Below are 223 nucleotides of genomic sequence, written 5' to 3'. Positions count from 1 at the left end.
GTCAGTTGCTGATGCTGACTGACCATTGTACCGCCGGTGTTATCGACTGTTCCTGATGATGTCACTTTGAGTTGTTGATTAGCGGCTACGATCCCCTGATGGTTATCAATGGCGCCTGCGGTCATGGTCAGGGTTCCCAGGCTTGAGATCCCCTGTTCAGGTTGACTGTTGCTGTTGGTTATTTTGCCCTCTAGCCCATCCAGGATCAGGTTTTTATCTGCAT

At 50.2% G+C, this 223-nt stretch carries 1 protein-coding gene; it reads right to left on the bottom strand.

Annotated features, from left to right (window positions below; translation table 11 throughout):
- Window positions 1-223, bottom strand: a 223-nt coding sequence (locus ABR397_RS24660; protein WP_350307966.1) for a hypothetical protein, incomplete at both ends; no start/stop codon positions are given.

Origin of the sequence: Photorhabdus viridis, assembly GCF_040256935.1 — a bacterium.
Classification (GTDB): domain Bacteria; phylum Pseudomonadota; class Gammaproteobacteria; order Enterobacterales; family Enterobacteriaceae; genus Photorhabdus; species Photorhabdus viridis.
Note: the sequence above shows the minus strand (reverse complement) of the source record. Positions and strands in the feature narration are given on the sequence as shown.